Source organism: Trinickia camelliae (assembly GCF_053525655.1).
Window position 1 is genome coordinate 144,277 of the sequence record NZ_JBCHAA010000013.1, and the last position, 18,510, is coordinate 162,786.

The 18,510-nt window shown below is 65.2% G+C and carries 16 protein-coding genes; 6 read left to right on the forward strand and 10 right to left on the reverse strand.

All coding sequences use genetic code 11. From position 1 onward, the window contains the following. Positions 1 to 10 precede the first annotated feature (10 nt). Entirely contained in the window at positions 11 to 778 is a 768-nt protein-coding gene (gene hda, locus AAHK20_RS21535; protein WP_449183535.1) for a DnaA regulatory inactivator Hda, read from the reverse strand. Between the two features lie 12 nt (positions 779 to 790). Then, positions 791 to 1,867 carry an AI-2E family transporter gene (locus AAHK20_RS21540; protein WP_449183536.1) on the reverse strand — a complete coding sequence of 359 codons (1,077 nt, stop codon included), beginning with the start codon at positions 1,865 to 1,867 and terminating at the stop codon, positions 791 to 793. A gap of 228 nt (positions 1,868 to 2,095) precedes the next feature. Between AAHK20_RS21540 and purM the strand changes: the two genes are divergently transcribed. Next, the gene (gene purM, locus AAHK20_RS21545) at positions 2,096 to 3,157 is read left to right on the forward strand and encodes a phosphoribosylformylglycinamidine cyclo-ligase (protein WP_449183537.1); all 1,062 of its coding nucleotides are present in this window, start codon (positions 2,096 to 2,098) and stop codon (positions 3,155 to 3,157) included. A gap of 121 nt (positions 3,158 to 3,278) precedes the next feature. On the opposite strand, the gene miaA is transcribed toward purM, so the two are convergent. Together miaA and mutL are read right to left on the reverse strand one after the other, a co-directional pair. Beyond that, positions 3,279 to 4,244 carry a tRNA (adenosine(37)-N6)-dimethylallyltransferase MiaA gene (gene miaA / locus AAHK20_RS21550; protein ID WP_449183618.1) on the reverse strand — a complete coding sequence of 322 codons (966 nt, stop codon included), beginning with the start codon at positions 4,242 to 4,244 and terminating at the stop codon, positions 3,279 to 3,281. A 25-nt stretch (positions 4,245 to 4,269) separates the two neighbouring features. Further along, entirely contained in the window at positions 4,270 to 6,381 is a 2,112-nt protein-coding gene (gene mutL, locus AAHK20_RS21555) for a DNA mismatch repair endonuclease MutL (RefSeq protein WP_449183538.1), read from the reverse strand. Positions 6,382 to 6,587: 206 nt separating this feature from the next. On the opposite strand from mutL, the gene AAHK20_RS21560 reads away from it, so the two are divergent. The 3 genes from AAHK20_RS21560 to AAHK20_RS21570 all read left to right on the forward strand — a co-directional run bounded on the left by AAHK20_RS21560 (position 6,588) and on the right by AAHK20_RS21570 (position 8,557). Further along, complete coding sequence (locus AAHK20_RS21560) at positions 6,588 to 7,277, forward strand: VTT domain-containing protein (RefSeq protein WP_449183539.1); 690 nt, start codon at positions 6,588 to 6,590, stop codon at positions 7,275 to 7,277. A gap of 25 nt (positions 7,278 to 7,302) precedes the next feature. Further along, positions 7,303 to 7,926: a ParB-like protein gene (locus AAHK20_RS21565; protein WP_449183540.1), complete on the forward strand. Its 624-nt coding sequence runs from the start codon at positions 7,303 to 7,305 to the stop codon at positions 7,924 to 7,926. Positions 7,927 to 8,026: 100 nt separating this feature from the next. Then, on the forward strand, positions 8,027 to 8,557 hold the full coding sequence (locus tag AAHK20_RS21570; RefSeq protein WP_449183541.1) for a cytochrome b: 531 nt from the start codon (positions 8,027 to 8,029) through the stop codon (positions 8,555 to 8,557). On the opposite strand, the gene AAHK20_RS21575 is transcribed toward AAHK20_RS21570, so the two are convergent. The 5 genes from AAHK20_RS21575 to xylA form a co-directional block, all read right to left on the reverse strand. Next, the gene (locus AAHK20_RS21575; RefSeq protein ID WP_449183542.1) at positions 8,558 to 9,757 is read right to left on the reverse strand and encodes a sugar ABC transporter permease; all 1,200 of its coding nucleotides are present in this window, start codon (positions 9,755 to 9,757) and stop codon (positions 8,558 to 8,560) included. It abuts the gene before it with no gap. After that, positions 9,754 to 11,310 carry a D-xylose ABC transporter ATP-binding protein gene (xylG, locus tag AAHK20_RS21580; RefSeq protein ID WP_449183543.1) on the reverse strand — a complete coding sequence of 519 codons (1,557 nt, stop codon included), beginning with the start codon at positions 11,308 to 11,310 and terminating at the stop codon, positions 9,754 to 9,756. Before xylG ends, AAHK20_RS21575 begins: the two co-directional genes overlap by 4 nt. Positions 11,311 to 11,397: 87 nt before the next feature. Continuing rightward, the gene (gene xylF, locus AAHK20_RS21585) at positions 11,398 to 12,426 is read right to left on the reverse strand and encodes a D-xylose ABC transporter substrate-binding protein (protein ID WP_449183619.1); all 1,029 of its coding nucleotides are present in this window, start codon (positions 12,424 to 12,426) and stop codon (positions 11,398 to 11,400) included. A gap of 156 nt (positions 12,427 to 12,582) precedes the next feature. Next, a complete protein-coding gene (gene xylB / locus AAHK20_RS21590; protein ID WP_449183544.1) occupies positions 12,583 to 14,064 on the reverse strand; it encodes a xylulokinase in 1,482 nt (493 codons plus the stop codon). An 83-nt stretch (positions 14,065 to 14,147) separates the two neighbouring features. After that, the gene (gene xylA / locus AAHK20_RS21595) at positions 14,148 to 15,470 is read right to left on the reverse strand and encodes a xylose isomerase (RefSeq protein WP_449183545.1); all 1,323 of its coding nucleotides are present in this window, start codon (positions 15,468 to 15,470) and stop codon (positions 14,148 to 14,150) included. 254 nt (positions 15,471 to 15,724) lie between these two features. On the opposite strand from xylA, the gene AAHK20_RS21600 reads away from it, so the two are divergent. Continuing rightward, a complete protein-coding gene (locus AAHK20_RS21600; RefSeq protein WP_449183546.1) occupies positions 15,725 to 16,930 on the forward strand; it encodes a XylR family transcriptional regulator in 1,206 nt (401 codons plus the stop codon). Between the two features lie 34 nt (positions 16,931 to 16,964). Beyond that, complete coding sequence (locus tag AAHK20_RS21605; RefSeq protein ID WP_449183547.1) at positions 16,965 to 18,053, forward strand: aldose epimerase family protein; 1,089 nt, start codon at positions 16,965 to 16,967, stop codon at positions 18,051 to 18,053. A 64-nt stretch (positions 18,054 to 18,117) separates the two neighbouring features. On the opposite strand, the gene AAHK20_RS21610 is transcribed toward AAHK20_RS21605, so the two are convergent. After that, on the reverse strand, positions 18,118 to 18,432 hold the full coding sequence (locus AAHK20_RS21610; RefSeq protein ID WP_449183548.1) for a hypothetical protein: 315 nt from the start codon (positions 18,430 to 18,432) through the stop codon (positions 18,118 to 18,120). Positions 18,433 to 18,510: the final 78 nt, after the last annotated feature.

Here is an 18,510-nt window from a genome sequence, read left to right on the forward strand (position 1 = left end):
TTGAAGCGGACTATTTGAACCGGACGTTCGGCCGGGCGGCGGCCGCGCCGGGTTCGGGCGCTGCGGGGCTCGCGCCCGCCGCAGCGTCGGGCGACGCGAGCATCGTGCGCAACAGCGGCAACGTGACCGCGCGTTTTTGTTCGAGCGAAAAGCGGTCGAGCGCGTCGAGCAGCGCCATCAGGCTCGGCATGTCGCGTCGGAAATGCGTGAGCAGGTAGGCGGGAACACCGTCGGCGAGCGCGATGCCGCGTTCCTTCGCCGCGTGCTTGAGCACGGCGGCTTTGCCTTCGTCGGGCAAGGGCGCCAAGTGGAAGACGAGGCCCCAGCCGAGGCGCGTGCGCAAGTCTTCGCGCACGGAGAGCCCGATCGGCGCAGCGTTGCCGGTGGCGACGAGCGCGCTCGTCGGATGGGCGCGCACCTCGTTGAAGAGATTGAAGAGCGCGATCTGCTGCGCGCCCGAGAGCCGGTCGCAATCGTCGACCGCATAGAGCGAGACGCGCGGATCGAACGAGAACGCGGCGAGCGCGCTTTGCGGGCTCAGAAAGCGCGCCTGGCCCGCGGCGGCCTCGTGCACGACGGCTTGCAGCAAGTGGCTGCGTCCGCAGCCGGGCTCGCCCCAGACGTAGAACGTGCGGTCCGCGAGGGGCCCGGCGGCGAGCGCGCCGTCAAGCTCGCGCAGGCGCGTCACCAGTTCGGCGTTCGCGCCGGCGAAGAAGTTGTCGAAAGTCGAAGGCGGCGGGGTGCCGAGATCGAGCGTCAGTTGACGTTGGACGGTCACAATAAAAACGAATCAGTTCTTGTAGAGCGTGCTTGCCAGATAGCCGCGCTTCAACTCGCGCAGCGCTGTCGAAATGATGGCGCTGACCGGGAGCGCCATCAACACGCCGAAAAAGCCGAACAGCTGGCCGAACGCGAGCAACGCGAAGATCACCGCGAGCGGATGCAGGCCGATGCGCTCGCCGACGAGCCGCGGCGTCAAAAAGAATCCCTCGAGGATCTGGCCGACGCCGTACACCACGGCGACCGCGCCGAAGCCATACCAGTCGCCGAATTGGAGCAGCGCGGCGATGAGCGCGAGCGCGAGGCCGGTCGCGTAGCCGATGTACGGGATGAACACGGCAAGACCCGTGAAGATGCCCACGGGCAGTGCGATCTCGAAACCGGCGATCATCAGCGCGATCGCGTAGAACGCGGCGAGCACGCCCATCACGAGCAACTGGCCGCGCAGGTATTGCGACAGCACCTGATCCATTTCCTTGACGAGATAGAGCGTCTTGTCGAGCCAGCGGCGCGGAATGAAGCTCTGCAGGCGCGCGAGCATGCTGTGCCAGTCGTACAGCAGGTAGAACAGCACGAGCGGCACCATCACGACGTTGCCGATCAAGGTGATCATCACGTTGCCGCTCGTGCGGATCGACTTCCATGCCGTGAGCGCGATCTGTTGCGCGCTGCCTTCGAGCTGGCTCGTGAGCATGTCGCGGAGGCTGCCGAAATCGAACGAATCGCCGAGGCCGAGGAGCGCGAGCTTCGGCTGCAGCCAGACGTTCAGCTTGGCGATGAAGACGGGGATCTGCTGCTTGAGCTGCGGGCCTTCCTTTTGGATCACGGCGAGCACGAGCAGCACGAGCACCGTGATCATGCACGCGAAGACCAGCATCATGAGCAGCGCCGCAAGGCCGCGCGGCACGCGGTGCCGCACGAGCCAATCGACGCCTGGCTGCAGCATATAGGCGAGAATCGCGCCGAGCAGGAACGGGGTGAGAACGGGGCTCAGCACCCACAGCAGAATGCCGATGCCGAGCGCGAAGGAAAACCAGAAGACGGCCTGGCGCTGGTACGGCGTGAGTAGGGGGGAGTTCGGCGACAAGTGGTTTTCCCTGTGTGTATGAGACCAAAGTCGCGCACAAAGGCGCGAACTTCGATCGACAGCTAAATCGCTAACTCGGGACCAGTGAATTGGTATGGGATCAGAGTACGAGCTCTGCATGGGGCCGGGGTAAGTGCTAAAGCACTAACCCCGGCCGACAGCTAAAGCGCTAACCCTTGATCGACATCGGGTAAAATCGCATTTTACCGACCTTCTCGCCCTTCCCCCATGAATCAACCGAAATCCGCCCCGAATAGCGAATCCCAAGGCCTGTCGTATCGCGACGCGGGCGTGGACATCGACGCGGGCGACGCGCTCGTCGACGCGATCAAGCCCTTTGCCAAGAAAACCCTGCGCGACGGCGTGCTCGGCGGCATCGGCGGGTTCGGCGCGCTGTTCGAGGTGCCGAAGAAGTACAAGGAGCCGGTGCTCGTGTCGGGCACCGACGGCGTGGGCACCAAGCTCAAGCTCGCGTTTCATCTGAACAAGCACGATACGGTCGGCCAGGATCTCGTCGCGATGAGCGTCAACGACATCCTCGTGCAAGGCGCCGAGCCGCTGTTCTTCCTCGACTACTTCGCCTGCGGCAAGCTCGACGTCGGCACGGCGTCCACCGTCGTGAAGGGCATCGCGCAAGGCTGTGAGCTGGCGGGCTGCGCGCTGATCGGCGGCGAAACGGCCGAAATGCCGGGCATGTACCCGGACGGCGAGTACGACCTCGCGGGCTTTGCGGTCGGCGCGGTCGAGAAGAGCAAGATCATCGACGGCAGCACGATCGGCGCGGGCGACGTCGTGCTCGGCCTCGCGTCGAGCGGTATCCATTCGAACGGTTTTTCGCTCGTGCGCAAGATCATCGAGCGCGCGAACCCGGATCTGTCGGCCGATTTCCACGGCCGCTCGCTCGCCGACACGCTGATGGCGCCGACGCGCATCTACGTGAAGCCGCTCCTCGCGCTGATGCAGAGCATCGCCGTGAAGGGCATGGCGCACATCACGGGCGGCGGCCTCGTAGAGAACATTCCGCGCGTGCTGCGCGAAGGTTTGACCGCCGAACTCGACAAGAACGCCTGGCCGCTGCCGCCGCTGTTCGCGTGGCTGCAGCAGCACGGCGGCGTCGCCGATGCCGAAATGCATCGCGTGTTCAACTGCGGGATCGGCATGGCGGTGATCGTCTCGGCAGCGGATGCCGACGAAGCGGTGCGTCAACTGACGGCTGCCGGCGAGCAAGTTTGGAAGATCGGCACGGTGCGCGCCAGCCGCGAGGGCGAGGCGCAGACGGTGGTGGTGTGAGGTCGATGAGCGCGCACTATGTAGTCCCCGTGCGCGCGATCTAGCCATCCAAGAGCGCATAAAACGGCGCCTGGAAGCTCTGCAAGGAGCGACCAGGCGCCGTTTCTTTTGCGCTACCGAATCACTCCGCCGCTTGCAGCACGCGCTCGATCGCGCTGACTGCCTGCGTCGTTGCATCCGCCGCGCAACAATCCACCACGATCCGCTCCGGCATCGCCCGCAGCCATGTCAGCTGCCGCTTGCAGAGCTGGCGCGTCGCGAACACGCCTTTGTCGCGCATCGTCGCGTAGTCGGTTGCGCCGTCGAGGTATTCCCACGCCTGCCGGTAGCCGACGCAACGCATCGACGCCAGGCCGAGATGCAGGTCGCCGCGCGCTCGCAGGCGCTTCACCTCGTCGATGAAGCCGCCTGCCAGCATCGCGTCGAAGCGTTGCGCGATGCGTTCGTGCAGCACGCTGCGCTCCGACGGCTCGAGCGCGATCGGCACGAAGCGATAGGGGGTTGGCGTCTCGCGCGGAGGCGCCGCGTGCAGCGCCGACATCGGCACGCCCGTCAGCATGAACACTTCGAGCGCGCGCTGGATGCGCTGCGAATCGTTCGGCGCAAGACGCGCGGCTGTCGCCGGATCGACTTGCGCGAGGCGCGCGTGCAGGGCGGGCCAGCCATCGCGGATGGCGTCGGCGTCGAGCTCGGCGCGCACCTCGGCGTTCGCGGGCGGCAGGTCGTTCAAGCCTTGCGTGAGCGCTTTGTAATAGAGCATCGTGCCGCCCACCAGCAGCGGCTCGTTGCCGCGCGCGAGGATTTCGCCGACGAGGCGCAGCGCGTCGGCGCGGAAATTGGCGGCGGAGTAGTTCGCGGCGGGATCGATGATGTCGATCAGATGATGCGGCGCAATCGCGCGCTCGGCGAGCGTCGGCTTCGCGGTGCCGATGTCCATCTCGCGGTAGACGAGCGCCGAATCGACGCTCACGATTTCCACCGGCCGCCGCGCCGCGAAAGCGAGCGCGGCGGCGGTCTTGCCCGAGGCCGTCGGCCCGAGCAGGCAGGCAATCGGCCGCGCGCCGGCGGGCGTCGAACTGGCGTGAATCACGTTGTCTGCGTCGCCCACGTGGCTATTGACCGCGCATGAAGAGGCGGTCGAGGTCCGCGAGCGTCAGCTGATACCAGGTCGGCCGCCCGTGGTTGCATTGGTCCGCGCGCTCGGTCGCTTCCATTTGGCGCAGGAGCGCGTTCATCTCGTCGAGCGTGAGTCGCCGGTTCGCGCGCACCGCATGGTGGCACGCGAGTGTGCCGAGCAGCTCGTGCTGGCGCTCGGTCAACACGCGCGAGCCGCCGAACGCGTGCAGGTCAGCGAGCACCGCGCGCGCGAGCGCTTGCAGGTCGGCGTCCTTCAGCAGCGCGGGCACCGCGCGGATCGCGAGCGTGGTCGGCGACAGCACCGCGAGATCGAAGCCGAGTGCGTCGAGCGTCTCGCGCTCTTCTTCGACCACGCCGATCTCGACGGCGTCGGCCTGCATCGAGATCGGAATCAGAAGCGGCTGGACCGCGATCGAACGGTCGGCGAGCGCGTTCTTGAATTGTTCGTAGAGGATGCGCTCGTGCGCCGCATGCATGTCGACGATCACGAGGCCGCGCGCGTTTTGCGCGAGCACGTAGATGCCGTGGATCTGGCCCAGGGCGAAGCCGAGCGGGTGGTCGTCGCCGGCGGCGAACGCTGGGGCGCTGGGGTAGGGCAGGCCGGTTGCCGGCGATGCGTTGTTCGCACCGTCTGCGAAAGCAGGAGCTGCCGGCGGCGCTGCGAGATCCGCCGCCGAATCGCGCGCTTCGTAAGCGGTCGTCGTGCCGAGCGAGGTGCCCGCGCCCGCGTCTTTGCGGCCGAAGAGCGCGTCATACAGCGCGAGCGGCTGCGCGACGGGCAGCGTGCCTTGCGTCATGCGCGCCTGCCGCAGCCAGGTGCTGCCTGGCTCGCCGCTGCGGCTTGCACCGCCGCCGAATGCGCCGCCCGCGCTCGGCAAGCCGCCGAGCGGCGTCGACCCGAACGAAGCAGGCATCACCGGCTCGATATGCGCCGCGTGGCCGCCCGCCGTCGTTTCCGGCGATGCGCCCGCGTGCCGCGCGAGCGCGCGCTGCACAGCATGGAACACGAACTGGTGAATCGAGCGCGAATCGCGAAATCGGACTTCGATCTTCGACGGGTGCACGTTCACGTCGACGGCTTCCGGCGGCAGATCGAGAAACAGCACATACGATGGGAATCGCTCGCCGTGCAGCACGTCCTCGTAGGCGGCGCGCACCGCGTGTGTGAGCAGCTTGTCGCGCACGAAGCGGCCGTTGACGAAGAAATACTGCTGATCGGCGCGGCCGCGGCTGGCTGTCGGCAGACCGGCGCAGCCGTAGACCGCGAGCGGTCCCGCCGCTTCTTCGAGCGGCAGGTGCGCGGTCGCGAACGTCTCGCCGAGAATCTTCGCCACGCGGGTCGCGGGATCGCTCGCGTTCCAGTGCTCGACCGCGCGTCCGTTGTGAAGCACCGAGATCGCCACGTCCGGCCGCGCGAGCGCCGAGCGCCGGATCATCTCGAGGCAATGGCCGAGTTCGGTCTGCTCACTCTTCAGGAATTTGCGGCGCGCGGGCGTGTTGAAGTACAGCTCGCGCACTTCGATCGTCGTGCCGGTGGTGCCGGCGGCCGGGGTCAATGCGCCGGTTTGCGCGTCGATGCGTGTGGCGTGCGGGGCTTCGGCGGTGCGGCTCGTGATGAACATCTCCGCCACCGAGGCAATCGACGCCAGCGCTTCGCCGCGAAACCCGAGCGTCGCGACCGATTCGAGCTCGGCGAGCGAGCGGATCTTGCTGGTCGCATGCCGCATCAGCGCGAGCGGCAGTTCGGCTTCGGGAATGCCGCAGCCGTCGTCGGTGATCGAGATGCGTTTGACGCCGCCCTCGTCGAGCACGATGCGCAGCGTCTTCGCGCCCGCATCGAGGGCGTTTTCGAGCAATTCCTTGACGACCGACGCCGGCCGCTCGACCACTTCGCCGGCCGCGATCTGGCTGATCAACTGGTCGGGCAAGGGCTGAATCGAGCGCAACGGGCGCGGGAAGGGGGCCGCCTGGAGAGGCGACGTTGCGGGCGTATTCGGTGCGGCGTCCCCCAATCCCTCAAGGGGACTTGCTGCGGGGCGGGGGATTTCCTGCGAAGCGCCAGCCGGCTGATCGGAGAATTCGGACATGGCGGAATTATAGCGACGCCACCATGCCGCTCCGGGTTTTGTCCGCGCGTTGCGCGCCTATTTTGAGAAAACCGACGGGCACTTTCGGTATCATGGCGCGGTCAGTTAGCAGGCGCCGTCCGACGCCCTAGATTTGCGGGCTGAACCGCGCGAATTCGACGCTAACAGCACGACCCCGACAACGCACTACTTCGAAAGGGACGCATTTGAACACCTTGCTCCAGTTTGCCGAGCTGATCTTGCACATCGACAAGTTTCTCGGCGTCTTCATTCATCAATACGGCGCGTGGGTGTATGCGGTGCTGTTCTTGATCGTTTTCTGCGAAACCGGGCTCGTGGTCCTGCCGTTCCTGCCGGGCGATTCGCTGCTGTTCATCGGCGGCGCGTTCTGCGCGACCGGCGAGATGAATCTGGGGCTGCTGATCCTGCTGCTGCTGGTGGCATCGGTCACCGGTAACACCCTGAACTACGCGATCGGCTCGGCGATCGGGCCGAAAGTTTTCAACTCGCGCATTCCGATCCTCGAACGCTTCCTCGATCGCACCGCGCTGCAGAAAACTCACGATTTCTATGAAAAGCACGGCGGCAAAACGCTCGTGCTCGCGCGCTTCATCCCGGTCGTGCGGACGTTCGCGCCGTTCGTCGCAGGGGTGTCGTCGATGCGCTTTGCGCGCTTTCAATTCTTCAATATCGCGGGTGCGCTGCTCTGGGTGCTGCTGCTGGTGCTGCTGGGCTACTTCTTCGGCAACATCCCGTTCATCCGCCAGTATCTGAACGTGATCGTGCTGGTCGGCATCGGCGCGGCTATCGTGCCGGTCCTGCTCGGCGCGCTCTGGAAGCTGCTGCGCGGCAAGGGCTCGGCGAGCACGGTGCAAAAGCCGGGCAACAACCGTTAACCAAAAGTTAACCAAAGGGGCAACGATGGTTCCGAACTCAGACATTCACTTGATCTCGGCCGAACTCGAACACCTGCGGCCCACGCAGATGACCGTGGGTTACCACGAGGTCACCGCGAAGCGCGAGCATTGGAAGACGCTCGACAAGAAAGGCCGCGCCAACGCGATCGCGACACACTGGTTTCCCGCCGTGCTCGGTCCGCAGAAGGACTACTTCGTGGTCGACCATCATCACCTTGGCCTCGCGCTGATCGAAGAGAAGGTCAAGGAAGTGAAGGTGATGGTGCTGCGGGACTTGTCGTGGCTCGATCCGGTGATTTTCTGGCGGATGATGGAGCACAACCAATGGGTGCATCCGTTCGGCGCCGATGGCTCGCGATACGAGTACGAACATCTGCCCAAGACGCTCAACGACTTGGCCGACGACCCGTATCGCAGTCTCGCGGGCGAGCTGCGTCGCGCGGGCGGCTACGCGAAAGATGCCACGCCTTTCAGCGAATTCCTCTGGGCCGACTACCTGCGCCCGAAGATTCCGGCGAAGCTCATCAACAAGGACTTCGCCAAGGCGCTGAAAAACGCGCTTGCATACGCGCACGAGCAGGACGCGCGCTATTTGCCGGGTTGGTCCGGAACAATCGAAATGCGCTGAAAATGGCCGTTTTTGCGATGCGTTAATGCTTGCATCAGGGACGGTCGTTTATCATCTGGGGCTTACAAAAACCATTAAAACCTGATCACGGGAGTCCCTTATGCTTTCCAGCACGCGTACTGAACGGTATTCCAAACCGGCCATCTTTTTTCATTGGGCGATTTTCATTCTCGTTGCGCTCGCCTATCTGGCGATCGAAGTTCGCGGCCCGAAAGGCACCGATAGCCGCGTGTTCTGGAGCAACGTGCATTTCTGGGCCGGCACGCTGGTGCTGACGCTGGCGGTGCTGCGTCTGCTGTGGCGTCTGTGGAGCGGCGCGCCCGCCGAATACGAAGCGAACCCGCTGCTGGCGTTCCTCTCGCGCCTCGTCCATCTCGCGCTGTATCTGTTTATTTTCGTGCAGCCGCTGCTCGGCATTCTGTTGATCAACCTGGCCGGACATCCGGTGACGCTGTCTGGCCTGAATCTCGGTATCACGCTGGTGGGCGCCGATCCGCTGGCGCGTCCCGTCATCAAGGACGCGCACGAACTGATCGGGAACCTGTTTTATTGGGTGATTGGTTTGCATGCGCTCGCCGCGATCGGGCACCACGTCGTCTTCAAGGACAACACGCTGCGCCGGATGATTTGATCAGCGCCGGTTCGATCCCGATACCACATCGATCCACACGGCCAGCACGAGAATCCCGCCTTTCACGATCATCTGCCAGTACGCGTCGACATCGAGCATCGACATGCCGTTGTCGAGGCTCGCCATGACGAGCGCGCCGATCAGCGCGCCGTAGACCGTCCCCGACCCGCCGCGCATCGACGTGCCGCCGATGAAGCAGGCGGCGATCGCATCGAGTTCGCCCATCGTGCCCGCCGACGGCGACCCGGCCGCGAGCCGGGCGGTGTTGACGATGCCGGCGAACGCGCACATCAGCCCCATCAGCGCGAAGATCGCGAGCTTGACGCGGTTCGTATTGACGCCCGACAGACGCGTGGCTTCCAGGTTCGAGCCGACGGCATAAATGCGGCGCCCGAACACCGTTTGCGTCGCGATCCACGTGAACACGCCGAGCAGCGCGAGCAGCAGCAGGACGGGCACGGGGATGCCGCCGTAGCGGTCGAGCGTCGCGACGAACGCCAGCAGAATGACGCCGGCGCCGACGATCTTCACGACGTCCTGCCACACCGGCACCACAGGGAGCCGGTAGTGCAGACGGTTCTTGCGCTGGCGCACGGTGAGCAACGCCAAGAGCGCGAAGAGCACGACCGCGAGCGTATCGCCCGCGACGCGCGGCAGATAGCCCTGGCCGATGAACACGAAGCTGTCGGAGACGGGGGCGATCGTCGAGCCGCCCGTGACGCCGAGCAGAATGCCGCGATAGGCAAGCATCCCGCCGAGCCCGACGATGAACGACGGCACGCCGCGATAGGCCGAGAGCCACCCGTTGGCCATCCCGGCCAGCACGCCGAGCAACATCACGACAGGGACCGTGGCGGCGATCGGCCAATGCAAGGTGACGTTGAGAATCGCGGCCACGCCGCCGAGCAGGCCCAGCAGCGAGCCCACCGACAAATCGATCTCGCCCGCGATGATCACGAACACCATGCCGCACGCGAGCATGCCGGTGATCGCCATCTGCCGCAGCAGGTTCGACAGGTTGCGCGGCGTGATGAACGCGCCGTCAGTGAGCACGGAGAAGAGGATCCAGATCGCGGCGACGGCGATCAAGAGCGCGAGGATCTTGTAGCGCGCGAACAGTTGCCGAAAACGCTCGGCCGCGGCGACCGAGCCGCGCGATGCGGCGTCCTGCGCGCTGGAAGAGGTGACATCGGGAGTCATGCATACGCTCCATTTGGAATCGCGGGACGCTCTACGGTGCTGATCGCGGCGGTGAGAATGTGCTCTTGCGTGAGACCGTCGTTGACGAAGTCGCCGCGCACTTCGCCCTCGCCGATCACGAGCACGCGGTCGCTGATGCCGAGCACTTCCGGCAACTCCGACGACACCATCACGATCGCGACGCCGCGCTGCGCGAGCTGATTGATGAGCTTGTAGATTTCGTACTTCGCGCCGACATCGACGCCGCGAGTCGGCTCGTCGAGGATCAGCACCTGCGGGTCGGTCAGAAGCATGCGCGTCAGCACGGCCTTTTGCTGATTGCCGCCGGACAGGCTCGCAATCGACAGCATGGGATGCGCCGCGCGCACCGAGAGGCGCGTCATCTCGGTGCGGATCGTGTCGAGTTCGGCGGCGGTATCGATGCGGCCAGCCTTGGCGAAACGTTGCAGCACCGCGAGCGTGATGTTGTGGCCGACACCCAAGTGCGGCACGATGCCGTGGCGCTTGCGGTCCTCGGGCACCATCGCGATGCCGGCGCGGATGGCGTCGATGGGCGCGCGGATCTTGAGAGGTTTGCCGTTGAGCAGCACAGTCGCCTCGCTCGCGCCGGGGTAAGCGCCGAAGATCGCCTGCATGAGCTCCGTGCGGCCGGCGCCGACGAGCCCCGCCACGCCGAGAATCTCGCCTCGCCTCAGCGCGAACGACACGTTGTCCACGCGCTTGCGGCGCGGATTGGCGACGTCGTGGCACGTCACGTTGCGCGCTTCGAATACGACCTCGCCGATGTCGTGCGGCTCGCGCGGAAACAGGTTCTTGATCTCGCGGCCGACCATCATCGCGATGATCTTGTCGGTGGTGAGCGCGCGCATCGGCTCGGTTGCGACATGACGGCCGTCGCGAATGACGGTGATCGTGTCGCACACCGCCTCGACTTCGTCGAGCTTGTGCGAGACATACACGCACGCCACGCCGCGCCGTTTCAAATCGCGCACGATATCGAGCAGGATGCGCGTTTCGCTTTCCGTCAGCGAGGACGACGGCTCGTCGAGCAGCAGCAGCTTCGCGCGCTTGTTGAGCGCCTTGGCGATTTCGATCAGCTGCTGATGCCCGCCGCCGTAGTTCATCACTGGCTGCGCGACGTTGATGCCGGTGATGTTGAGTTCGCGCAGGAGTTCGTCGGCGCGCTGATACATCGCCGCGTAGTTCATGCGTCCGCCGGGCAGCGTTATTTCGTTGCCGAGAAAGATGTTCTCGGCCACCGACAGTTCCGGCACCAGCATCAGCTCCTGATGGATGATGACGATGCCGGCGCGTTCGGTGTCGCGTACGCTCGACGCTTTCAGCGGCGCGCCGTCCCACAGGATTTCGCCGTCCCAGGTGCCGTGCGGGTACACGCCGGAGAGCACCTTCATCAGCGTCGACTTGCCCGCGCCGTTTTCGCCGCAGAGGCCGACGCACTCGCCGGGCGCGACCGAGAGGTCGATGCCGTCGAGCGCCTTCACGCCGGAAAATGCCTTGACGATGCCGCGCATCGCCAGCAAAGGTTGCGTCATTCGCTCATGCCTCGTTGCAAAGGCGCGGCGGGGCGCTTCGTGCGCTGTGCAGCGTTGCGTGCGAAGTGCCTCGCCGCGCGTTGTCGCTTATTGGCTCGCGAGCTGCGCCTGCGTGTAGAAGCCATCCTTGACGACGATATCGACGTTGCTCTTCGTCAAGAGCGTCGGCTGCAGCAGCACCGTGTCGACCTTCTTCTTACCGTTGTCGTACTGCGCGTTGTAGCCGGGCTTCTCGCCCTTCGCGAGCTGCACGGAAAGTTTCGCGGCTTCGCTCGCGATCAGCTTGAGCGGCTTGTAGACGGTCATCGTCTGCGTGCCGGCCACGACGCGCTTCACGGCCGCGAGGTCCGCGTCCTGGCCCGACACCGGCACCTTGCCCGCCAGATGCTGCGCGGCGAGCGCCTGGATGGCGCCGCCGGCGGTGCCGTCGTTCGAGGCGACGATCGCGTCGATCTTGTTGTTGTTCGCCGTCAGCGCGTCTTCGACGATGCGCAGCGCGGTCGACGCGCTCCATTCCGGCACCCACTGCTGGCCGACGATCTTGATGTCGCCGCGGTCGATCGCGGGCTTGAGCACTTCCATCTGGCCTTCACGCAGCATCTTCGCGTTGTTGTCGGTCGGCGCGCCGCCTAGCAGGAAGTAGTTGCCCTTCGGTTGCGCGTCATAGACGCCTTTCGCTTGCAGCTCGCCGACCTTCTTGTTGTCGAACGAGATATAGGCGTCGACGTCGGCATCGAGAATCAGGCGGTCGTACGAGACCACCTTGATGCCGGCCTTCTTCGCCTCGGCGACGACGTTCGTCAGCGCCTTCGAGTTGAACGGCACGATCACGATGACGTCGACGCCGCGCGAGATCAGGTTCTCGATCTGCGAAATCTGCCGCTCTTCGCTCGCATCCGCCGATTGCACCGAGACTTTCGCGCCGAGTTTTTCCGCTGCGGCGACGAAGTAGTCGCGGTCGCGCGACCAGCGTTCGACGCGCAGGTCGTCGATGCAGAAGCCGATTTCGGGGCGATCCTTGCTCGCATGCGCGAGCGGCGCGGCAAGCGTCAGCGTGGCGAGCATCGCCCCGCAAACGAGCGAACTCAGGACCGAACGGCGCGTTGTGAATTTCATCATGTCTCACTCCTCTTGTATGGTTGGACAGCCGAATTGGCGAAAGGCGGCATGGCGAGACACGCCGGCCTCCAAGCTGACTGCAAAGGACTACTGATATACCGTGCGGATCTTATGGCCGCTGTGTCGTTATTGTCTTCAGGCAGATTGCCGCGTCTAGACGCTTGCGGCGAATACCGGCTCGAGCGCGCGGTACAGCGCCTGGAACGTCGGGCGCCGCGCTTCGCGATACCACGTATGGCGTGCGGGGTCGGGCTCGCGCACGGCGACGATCGCGGGCGTCGGGCAGATCGCATCGAGCGAGGCCGCGGGCTCGAGCGCGAGATGCGCAAGCCGCGCCGCGCCCAGCGCCGGGCCGACTTCACCGCCCGCGCGCAGCGTCAGCGGCCGGCCGAAGATATCGGCGAGCATCTGCGTCCAGTACGCGCTGCGGGAGCCGCCGCCGATCAGCGAGATATCGTCGGGCACGAGGCCGGCCGCGTGCAGCGCGTCCATGCCGTCGGCGAGCGCGAAGCCGACGCCTTCGAGCGTCGCATTCGCCAGATCGGGACGGATCGTATCGGGTGCGAGGCCGTGGAAGACGCCCTTCGCGTTCACGTTGTTGTGTGGCGTGCGCTCGCCCGAGAGATAGGGCAGGAACCACGGGCGATCAGTGCGGGCCGAGTGGGCTTCGGCATCGGCGAGCAGCGAGGGGACATCCGCGTAACCGGTCAGCTGCGCCGTGAAGTCGATGCAGCCCGCCGCGTTGAGCATCACCGACATCAGGTGCCACGTCTGCGGCAACGCATGGCAGAAGCTGTGCACGGCGGACGCCGGATTCGCGAGGAAGCCATCCGAGACCGCGAAATAAACGCCGGACGTGCCGAGCGACAGCATGGCCTGCTTCGGGCGCACGATGCCGACGCCGACCGCTCCCGCCGCGTTGTCGCCGCCGCCCGCCACGACCGGTATCTCGCGCAATCCCCATTCGCGCGCGAGTTCCGGCTTGAGCGTGCCGGTCACGCGATTGCCTTCGAAGACGGCGGGCATTTGCTCGCGCGACAATCCACATGCAGCGAGCAGGGCGTCGCTGTAGTCGCGCTTGGCGACATCGAGCCAGAGCGTGCCGGCTGCATCCGATGGATCGGTCGCGAAGCCGCCGGTCAACCGGTAGCGCAGGTAGTCCTTCGGCAATAGCACCTTAGCAACGCGCGCGAAGATGTCCGGCTCGTGCTTGCGGACCCATAGCAGCTTCGGCGCGGTGAAACCCGGCATCGCGAGATTGCCGGCCACCTCGCGCAATTGCGGAACGGCGCTTTCGAGCTCGCGGCATTCGATATCGCTACGTCCGTCGTTCCAGAGAATGGCGGGGCGCAAAATGTCGCCCTGTGCGTCGAGGAGCGTCGCCCCATGCATCTGGCCGGTGAGTCCGATCGCTTCGATCTGCGCGGCGGCGATGCCTTCCTTGCGGGCTTCGGCGAGCAACGCGGCGAGCGCGCTCGTGGTTGCTATCCACCAGTCTTCGGGCGACTGCTCGGACCAGCGCGGCTGCGGCCGGCTCACCGAGAGCGCGCGCGACGCGCTGCCGCGCACGCGGCCGTCGCGATCGAGCAGCACGGCTTTCACGCCCGACGTGCCGAGGTCGATACCGATGAACATGTCTCCGTCCTGTTGTTCGCGTTAATTCGCGTTTTCGACAGTCAGCGGCGGCGTGGCTTGGCGCGCGCCGCCGGATGCGTTTTTTAGCGCGCGCCGTAGATCGCCTGGTTCACGACGTTTTCAAGCCGCTCCTGCTGGCCGCTGACATGCTGCGGATTCACGGCGCGCGTGGCGGCGTCGGTGGCGAGCGTTTCGAGCGTGTAGCCCCCCGACAGGACCTTGCGCCCGAACTCCGAATCCCAGCCCGAATAGCGCTGCTTCTTGAACTGCTCGAGCCGGCCGTTCTCGACCAGCGCGGCGGCGCGCTCGAGCGCGAGCGCGAGATTGTCGATCGCGCCGACATGCCCGTAAAACAGATCTTCGGGATCGATGCTCTGCCGCCGCAGCTTCGCGTCGAAGTTCATGCCGCCGGTCGTGAAGCCACCGTGACGCAGGATTTCGTAGAACGCCAGCGTCAATTCCTCGACGCTGTTCGGGAACTGATCGGTATCCCAGCCGTTTTGCGGATCGCCGCGGTTCGCGTCGACGCTGCCGAAGATGCCGAGCGCGAACGCAGTCGCGATTTCGTGATGGAAGGAGTGCCCGGCGAGCGTCGCGTGATTCGCTTCGATGTTGACGCGGAATTCGTTCTGCAGACCGTATTGCGTGAGAAAGCCGTGCACGGTCGCGACGTCGTAGTCGTATTGATGCTTGGTCGGCTCCTGCGGCTTCGGCTCGATCAAGAGCGTGCCCTTGAAACCGATCTTGTGCTTGTGCTCGGCCACCATGTGCAAGAAGCGCGCGAGCTGCTCGCGTTCGCGGGCGAGATCGGTGTTGAGCAGTGTCTCGTAGCCTTCGCGGCCGCCCCACAGCACGTAGTTTTCGCCGCCGAGCCGCTGCGTCGCGTCGAGCGCGTGACGCACCTGCGTGGCCGCGTAGGCGAACACCTCAGGATTCGGATTGGTCGCGGCGCCGGCCGCATAGCGCGGATTCGAGAACAGGTTCGCCGTGCCCCACAGCAGCTTGACGCCCGTATCCTGTTGCTTCTTCGCGAGATAGTCGGTCATGCGCGCGAAGTTTTCGCTGTAGTGCTTGAGGCTCGTGCCTTCCGGTGCGACGTCGGTGTCGTGGAACGTGTAGTAGGGCGTGCCGAGCTTCGAGAAGAATTCGAACGCGGCGTCCGCTTTCATGTGCGCGCGCTCCATCGCGTCGCCGGGCTGATGCCACGGACGGTGGAACGTGCCTTGACCGAAGACGTCGCTGCCCGTCCAGCACAGCGTGTGCCAATAGCAGACCGCGATGCGCAGATGTTCTTCGAGTGTCTTGCCGAGCACGCGCCGGGTCTTGTCGTAGTGGCGGAACGCAAGCGCGTTGTCCGATTGCGGGCCCTCGTAGCGGATCGCGGGGATGTGTTCGAAGTAGGACATAGGTGTCTCCATGTATTTATGCTGCGATGCAACCCGCTCGGCTTCTTTCGCGCAGGTCCGCAAGGTGAAGCCATGCTGCCAGCGCCAGGCGGACACCGGCAATTGCGAAATTGCGCAGTCGCCGTGATGTTTCTCACCGCCTGCCTGAAAGCATAGACACGCCGGGGGGATTCGCGGCCTAAAATAATCGGACGCTTAAGAAATGCGCGGCGTTGTTCTGCCGCGTCCCCACCGTTGCGATGACCTGCGCCCCCATGCCGCCTACGCCCGCCATGCCGTTCACGCCGCATCGAATCGCGCTCTTGTTCAACGCGAACAAGGTGTATGACCGCGAAATCATTACCGGCATCGGCAACTATCTGCTGTCGACGCGCGTCGCGTGGGATCTGTTTCTCGAAGAGGATTTCCGCTGCCGCCTCGCCGGCATCGAACGCTTCGCCGGCGACGGCATCATTGCCGACTTCGACGATCCGGCCGTCTGCGAAGCGCTCTCCGATTGTCCGCTGCCGGTGGTCGCGGTGGGCTCGTCCTATGAGGACGTGGCCGGCTATCCGCCGGATCTGCCTTACATCGCCACCGACAACGCGAAGCTCGTCTCGCTCGCCTATACGCACCTGATCGGCGCGGGCTTGGAGAACTTTGCGCTCTACAGCCTGCCCGAAGCGCCGGAAAATCGCTGGGCCCAGCAGCGCGAACTCGCGTTCACGCGCCTGCGCGCCGCGGACGGCCATGAAGCCGAAATCTATCGTGGCCTGCCGACGAGCGCGCCCGCCTGGAACGAAGCGATCGAAAAACTCACCGCGTGGCTCGCGACGCTGCCCAAGCCCGTCGGCATCATCGCGGTCACCGACGCCCGTGCGCGGCAACTGCTGCAGGCGTGCCTGACCTCGGGCACGCCGGTGCCGGAGCAGGTGGCGATCATCGGCATCGACAACGACCCGCTGACGCGCACGTTGACGCGCATCCCGCTGTCGTCGGTGATTCAGGGAACCGAGGAGATGGGGCGCACAGCGGCGCATTTATTGCATCAGATGTTGCGCGGGGCGCGCTTTCCAGGGCGGCGCATTCTCGTGCCGCCGGTCGGCATCAACGTGCTCGAATCGACCAAGCACGAGCCGCTCGCGAGCCCGTATGTGATGCGCGCGCGCCACTTCATTCGCCAGTACGCGTGCCAGGGGATCAAGACCGAGCAGGTCGCCGATTATGTCGGCGTGTCCCGTTCTTCGCTCGAAGAGTATTTTCGCCGCGAGCTGCAGTGCACCGTGCACCAGGAGATACTGCGCCACAAGCTCGATGCGGCGAAGACGCTGCTCGCGAAGCGCGACGCGGCGAGTGCGGAGGTTGCGATCCGCTGCGGCTTCACATCGCTGCAGTACATGTACGCGGTGTTCAAGCGGGAGCTTGGCTGCACGCCGCGCGAATATCAGGAGCGCGTGAGCCCTTCGACGTCACGACCATAATCGCCACTTCCCTATTTCTTTGCTTTCAGACGACATGATCACCATCGCACGACTGTCTTCCGAACCCTGGGGCGCGTTGCCGGGCGGCGACGCGGTCCGCCTTTTCACGCTGCGCAACGCGCAAGGAATGAAGGTCGCGATCAGCGACCTCGGCGCGACGCTAGTCTCGTGGCATGCGCCCGATCGCGCCGGCCGTCTCGGCGACATTCTGCTCGGCCACGACACGCCCGCCGACTACCTCGCGGCGACGGCATACATGGGCGCGATAGTCGGCCGCTGGGCGAATCGCATCGCTAAGGCGCGCTTTGTGCTCGACGGCATCGAGTACACGCTCGATCGCAACGAGGGCGCGAACCTGCTGCACGGCGGCGCGAGCGGCTTTCATCGCGCGATCTGGAACGCGGCCGAGGACAACGGCGCGCTGGTACTGACGCTCGAATCACCCGAGGGCGACGCGGGGTTTCCGGGCAACGTTTCGGTGCAAGTGCGCTACACGCTCGATGACGATGGCACGCTGTCGATCGATTACGAGGCGCTGGCCGATGCGCCGACGCCGCTCAACCTCACGAACCACGCGTACTTCAACCTGACGGGCGACGCGGGTACCGACATTCGCGGCCACGTGATGGAGATTGCTGCCGACGCGTTCCTCGAAGTCGACGCGTCGCTGATTCCGACCCGGCTCGCCGAAGTGGCAGGCAACGCGTTCGATTTCCGCCAAAGCGCGCCGATTGGCGCACGGCTCGATTGGCCTCACGCGCAGCTCGTGCAGGCAAGGGGCTTCGATCATTGCTACGTGCTGAACTCAACGACTGCTGCGGCGGGCGAAACTTCCCCGCAACCGGACGTAAGGCAGGTGGCCTGTGCCTACGATCCGGCAAGCGGACGGCAACTGACGGTTTTTACCGATCAGCGCGGTCTGCAGTTCTACACGGGCAACTATTTAGAGGGAGTCGTCGGCCGCAACGGCATGAAATACCAGCGTCACGCTGGGATGTGTCTCGAAGCGGGCGCGTTTCCGAACGAAGTCAACATGGACGATCAGGAGCGCGTGATCCTGCGTCCCGGTATGCGATATCGGCAAGTGACGCGCTATCGCGTGGATGTGCGGCGCGGTGCCTGAGCGCAGGCGCGCGGGTGTGAAGCGCCGCCGTCGAACGGCTGACGGTGCGCGGGGCGGGACGTGCTCAGCACGATGTGAACGGCAAGCGTGACTCGACGGCGTCCGGGTTGAGCGCTTGAGGCGGCTCGACGGCCGTCCAGCGCGTCCAATGCGGCGCGAGATCGGGCGCTTTGACGCGCAACGTGCGCGAGCCGTCGACGAACACCAGCGACTCGACATTGAACGTGCCGCCATCCACCGCGTCGACTACGCGGCCCGATTGGCGAAAGAATTCGAGGTTGCCCTCGCGCAACAACTCAAGGTAGGTCTCGAGCTCGGTCGTCGATGATTGGCCCATCCAACGGTTGAGAAGTGTGGCTGCGATTTCAGCGTCGAACATTGGATCTCTCCTTGTCTGGGCGCCGCTTGGCGCGCGGGCAGCAGACCCCATGAACACGCCTCTTGAGGTGCCCGTTGC